The 4,760-nt window shown below is 42.1% G+C and carries 6 protein-coding genes and 1 pseudogene; 5 read left to right on the top strand and 2 right to left on the bottom strand.

The genetic code is table 11. The annotated features are described in order from the left end of the window. The first annotated feature begins 193 nt into the window (after nt 1–193). Nucleotides 194–562 (top strand): DUF2834 domain-containing protein, encoded by a 369-nt coding sequence (locus H6G86_RS37735; protein ID WP_190938666.1) that lies wholly within the window; start codon nt 194–196, stop codon nt 560–562. 35 nt (nt 563–597) lie between these two features. Here H6G86_RS37735 and H6G86_RS37730 read toward each other — a convergent pair. Further along, nucleotides 598–1,008: pseudogene (locus tag H6G86_RS37730) on the bottom strand (SF1B family DNA helicase RecD2); the annotation flags it as partial. Between the two features lie 192 nt (nt 1,009–1,200). On the opposite strand from H6G86_RS37730, the gene mcdA reads away from it, so the two are divergent. The 4 genes from mcdA (at nt 1,201) to H6G86_RS37710 (ending at nt 3,467) form a co-directional block, all read left to right on the top strand. Beyond that, nucleotides 1,201–1,965 (top strand): carboxysome distribution maintenance ATPase McdA, encoded by a 765-nt coding sequence (gene mcdA, locus H6G86_RS37725; RefSeq protein ID WP_190938665.1) that lies wholly within the window; start codon nt 1,201–1,203, stop codon nt 1,963–1,965. Further along, complete coding sequence (mcdB, locus tag H6G86_RS37720) at nt 1,958–2,356, top strand: carboxysome distribution maintenance protein McdB (protein ID WP_190938664.1); 399 nt, start codon at nt 1,958–1,960, stop codon at nt 2,354–2,356. The genes mcdA and mcdB overlap by 8 nt, the downstream gene beginning before the upstream one ends. Before the next feature lie 77 nt (nt 2,357–2,433). Then, nucleotides 2,434–2,928, top strand: a complete 495-nt coding sequence (locus tag H6G86_RS37715) for a DUF4365 domain-containing protein (RefSeq protein WP_190938663.1) — start codon at nt 2,434–2,436, stop codon at nt 2,926–2,928. Beyond that, nucleotides 2,925–3,467 carry a hypothetical protein gene (locus H6G86_RS37710; protein WP_190938662.1) on the top strand — a complete coding sequence of 181 codons (543 nt, stop codon included), beginning with the start codon at nt 2,925–2,927 and terminating at the stop codon, nt 3,465–3,467. The genes H6G86_RS37715 and H6G86_RS37710 overlap by 4 nt, the downstream gene beginning before the upstream one ends. Before the next feature lie 30 nt (nt 3,468–3,497). Here the strand turns inward: H6G86_RS37710 and H6G86_RS37705 are convergent, their stop codons facing one another. Next, nucleotides 3,498–4,490 carry a tyrosine-type recombinase/integrase gene (locus H6G86_RS37705; RefSeq protein WP_190938661.1) on the bottom strand — a complete coding sequence of 331 codons (993 nt, stop codon included), beginning with the start codon at nt 4,488–4,490 and terminating at the stop codon, nt 3,498–3,500. Nucleotides 4,491–4,760: the final 270 nt, after the last annotated feature.

The raw sequence follows: 4,760 nt of genomic DNA, 5'->3' as shown, positions 1-4,760 counted from the left end.
TGCAAATAATGTGGTTTTGAGACCCCCCTTATTTGCAGTTAATGTGGTTTCAAAATCGCCTTGTTTGCGGTTTGAAGCGTTTATGTTTGCAGTTCGCTACAGCTAGGGGATAAATTCTGTTTCAAAGCAGCCCATCAAGTTACTGTTCAATAGAATTGATCTGAACGTACAGAAAAATCAGAATCTACTGACCATGAACATCAAAGATAAACTCATTTGTGCCTCCTATATCCTCATTGCGTTGGCGGCATTACCAGCGACTTGGCTCAACAATCTTGCATTCATGACCCAGCCTAGTAATGCTTATTTCGCGGACTTTTTTCGTGCAGCCTACGTCAATGCTGCTGCTGCGTCTCTCACCAACGACTTGATTTTGGTTAGCTTGGCAACGTGTATATTTATGGCGATTGAGGGAAAACGTGTCGGTATTCGATATTTCTGGTTGTATATTATTATGTCAGCCATTATTGCTGTTAGTGTTATGTTCCCACTATTTCTGCTCGCTAGACACATCAAGATCGCCAAAGAAATTTCTCTCCAGAGCGTTCCTAAAGCTGCTTAAAGAGTAGTTATTGATTAACCCTCTTTTATCACTTCTGCCAGAGAATAATCTATAATCCTTACATAATAAGACTTTTGCGATTCTTGTTCCTGTACAATTACTTCCTGTTCCTCAGTATCTATTGTGGTAATAAATCCCACATTGCCATTAAAAACTTCCCGTTGGTAGTCGTTGGTGAGTTGGATAATGCGATCGCCTGTTCTAAAAATAGTTCCACCCCTGGTTACTTCAATTTTTTCAGGGCTAGGGGGATTAATCAATTGTTGCAATACATGATTGAGATTGCGTGTACCGACTAATCCCCGTGACATGGGGGAAAGCACTTGGACATCAGTAGCAGGGTTAAAACCAAGTCCTGGAATCAAATCTGTAATCAACTCGCTAATTGCTTGTACCCTATGTTCTGGCTCAAACCCGCCACCATGCCACAGACAATCAGATTGGGGTGTTACACGATTCGAGATATCTAGACTTATAGGTATCTTTATGCCTATCAGATTGGGGTGTTACACGATTCGAGATATCTAGACTTATAGGTATCTTTATGCCTAGATATCTTTTGGTATTGATATCTAAATATCTAGACAGTTAGAGTTAATATTTGTATGCTCTGGTATATCGAATTGGGGGTTTAACCCATGCGAACCTGCTCATGCATCTCCCTCTCCGGTGGACAGGGGAAAACAACCACTATCTTCTTTACCTCACTGCTACTAGCACGACTTGGCTTACGAGTGTTGACTATCGACGCAGATCCACAAGCAAATCTGACTTTTTATTTAAATCACGAGGTAGACCCAAACCAGCCGAGCTTATTTGAAGTGCTAACTGGGCAAGTGACAACAGAAGATGGTATTTACCCTACCATCCATGAAAATCTATTTCTGATCCCAGCAGATAGGGGACTGTTTAAGGTTTCAGATTTCCTCAGTAGCAGTGGTACGGGAGCATTTATCCTCAAACTACGCCTCAAATCTGTAGCCAATATCTTTGATTATGTCCTGATTGACGTGCAACCATCACGCTCCCAACTATGCCTAACAGCGGTGGGAACGTCTGATTATGTCATCATCCCCGTCGAAGCCAACGTTAAGGGAACCAACAGCTTAATTGATACCCTGAGCTTCTTAACAGAACAATCCAACTTGATGGCATTTACAGGGAGAGTATTAGGGATAGTTCCTTTTCGCGATCGCTGGGTAGGAAATACCCAAACCTTAGAAGGCAGGCAAAATATTGAAGCGATGCGAGAGTTTGCTCAAGACATTCCAATTTTACCGAGCATCCGCGAGTCTGAGAAGTTTAAGAGTGCAATCCGACAAGGCAAGTTGTTGTCAGACCTGGGGCAATCCGACCTGCAATATCCGTTTGAGCAAATTATTGAGGCGTTAACTCATGAGTGATGCACTAGAGCGATTGAAGCAGCGGAGCCGTCCTTCTGTCAAAAGTCGAGATACTTCACTAGCTTCTGGAAGTCCAGATACCTCGACATCTAGAAACCAAGAATATCAGATACCTGAAACTGACGAAAATCAGGCTACTATATCTAAACAGCCGTTGCAAACAAAGCAGAGTACGCTGCGGTTGGAGCAGGGAGTAAGCTCACGCCTACAAGAGGTGTGTCGGGAGAACGGCATTTGTCGAGAGGTTCTGATTGAAGCCATGTTTGAGTTTTGTGAGGCAAATCCAGAATTTCTCAGTGCAGTGTTATCTGAAGCGATAACGAAGAATGATTACAGGCAACAAGTGGCAAATATGCGACGGGCGAAGTCGATGATGCAAAAGTTCTCTTAGCGCATTCAAAAAAAAGCATCTTGCTTGAGTAACAATCAATGCTGTTGGCATTAGCTTGATTTGTAATTTGTAATTTAATGGATATCAACCAACAAAAAGAACAATTTAGCATCACCTATATTAGAGCCATCGCCGCCGTTGCAGGTTATTCTTTATATAGACCAGAAGTTGATAACGACAGCGTAGATTTAGGCATAGTTAGCAGAGGTGGTACAGGTAAAATCCTTTCCCCTAGACTAGAACTACAACTAAAATGTACAGCTAGAGATATTCTTGAGGAAAACTATATTAAATATCCCCTCAATCTCAAAAATTATAATGATTTAAAAATCAATGCCCTTGTCCCTCGAATTTTAGTAGTCGTTTTAGTTCCAGAACAAATAACAGACTGGTTAAAACAAACCGAAGATGAACTTTGTATTAGACATTGTGGTTACTGGGTATCCTTGCGCGAAATGCCAGACACCGAAAATACAACCAATGTTACTATTGAAATACCCCGTAGTAATCAGTTGACACCCCTATCACTCCAATCCATCATTCAACGCATTAGTTTTGGAGATTTGCCATGAAAGTTACTATCAAAGATAGTGAAATACTCAAAACTGTTAACCCTGATGTGCTACAGGCACACTTGCTAGCTACTGGTTGGCATGAAACAGGGCGTATATATAATGATGCTGGGGCAATTTGGCGACTGAAAAAATCTACTGCTGATGAATATGAAATCTTGCTACCTCTCCAACATAATTTAGGAGATTATGCCGAAAGAATCAGCGATATATTAAAAACATTGGAGACAGTAGAAAATCGTGACCAAGTTGATATATTAAGCGAATTTATTACCAATTATCCCAACTTCACCATGCAAGGTGTAGTCATGCAAATTGCCACTCCATCAATTGAACAACTGAGTGGAGAAATTACTTTACTAGGTGAAGTTTTTGATAAATTACGAGAAATCAAAACAGAACTAGCAGACCATGATTATATCTTAGCCATTAAAGCTTATCAGGAACGTTTACCAATTCGCTGCACAGGTGATTTAGTAAAAGTTGATAATCATTTTCTACTCGAAAATCCCCACAATTTGCTTCTTAATAATATTTAAATCCGGCTGGTCAAGATTTTTAGGTTTTTTCTAGATGAGTTCTGATATTGAGTCGCTCATCTGCTTTTGTAAACGCTGGCGGTTATCGTCGTACTTCAAAACAGTTTGCACTTGGGCGTGTCTGCTAAAGCGCTGGGTAGCACGGTAGTTGCCATTATTCAGATCCAATACTGTAGTAATCGCACTGTGGCGGACACGATGGGGTGACATCTTCTTAGTAATTCCGGCTTGCTTGCATAGCCCATCCACCAGTCGCCTGATTGCCTCCCCTGTTAATCTCGCTCCATTCTTGTGATAGGCCAGCACGGTGAAAAGCGGGTTATCACCACGTTTCTTCTTACTGGCTTTGATCCAACCGGAGATTGCGTCGGTGGTTCTTTCCGATAGGTCAAGAACTTCCTTCTGGCTACCCTTGCCTTTACCCAGGATTGCAAGAGTTTTTTCCTTGGCGTTGAAGTCATGCACATTTAAATTGACTATCTCCTGACGACGCAAGCCATTATCCCAAAGTAACCGCATAATGGCATAATCGCGCTTGCCCTTAAGGGTACTGCGGTCAACCAACGCTATCACTAAAGCATAGTCCTCGGCTGGAATGCCCATTGTGTCACGGTAGGTTTCAACCTTTTCACCTTTGACATCATCCAGGGAGAAATTGCAGACTCCCAGCCGTCGCCCCATCTCAACCATTGACTTGATAGCACTAAGGCGACGATTCACCGTAGCTTCAGCCAGTTTTTTCTTAATCAGGTGCGCTTTGTACTTGAGAACCACAGCAACGGCGTGACGTTGTTCCAGGTGAAGAAACTCTAGAACCAAATCCCGGCTGGGTTCTTTCTTAACGACAAACAGAAAGAAATCTTTCAAATCTTTTTGGTATTCGCGCTTGGTGTTCAGCGATCGCTTATCACCAATCAACTGCTGGATAACATCGGGGTCATTTTCTAGAGAAAAGTCTTCTCCGATCGCTAACGCCAGCGAGTTTTCTAGAACACTCAAATTTTCAGGATGGATCGATGTCATTGGTGATAGCGCAGCAGAGATTTAGGAAGTTTAATACTCAAGCTATATCTTAGTTGAAGAGGTGTGTTTTTTGCTGCCAGTGGTGCGAAAACATCTATTGTCGCACTATCTTGCAGTGGGGCAGGGAGTGGGGAATGGGCGAGTTATTGTCAGTTGATTGACAGTTAAGGAGGGCGATGAAGAGAAATTAAATTAGATGACAGTGTAAGCGCTGACGATTTGACTAAGTAATAATGCTGTATGAGTCTGGAGATTGTTGTTTTACCCTAA

The sequence above is a fragment of the Nostoc sp. FACHB-133 genome (assembly GCF_014698055.1).
GTDB lineage: Bacteria > Cyanobacteriota > Cyanobacteriia > Cyanobacteriales > Nostocaceae > Nostoc.
This window is presented reverse-complemented; position numbering and strand designations above follow the sequence as displayed.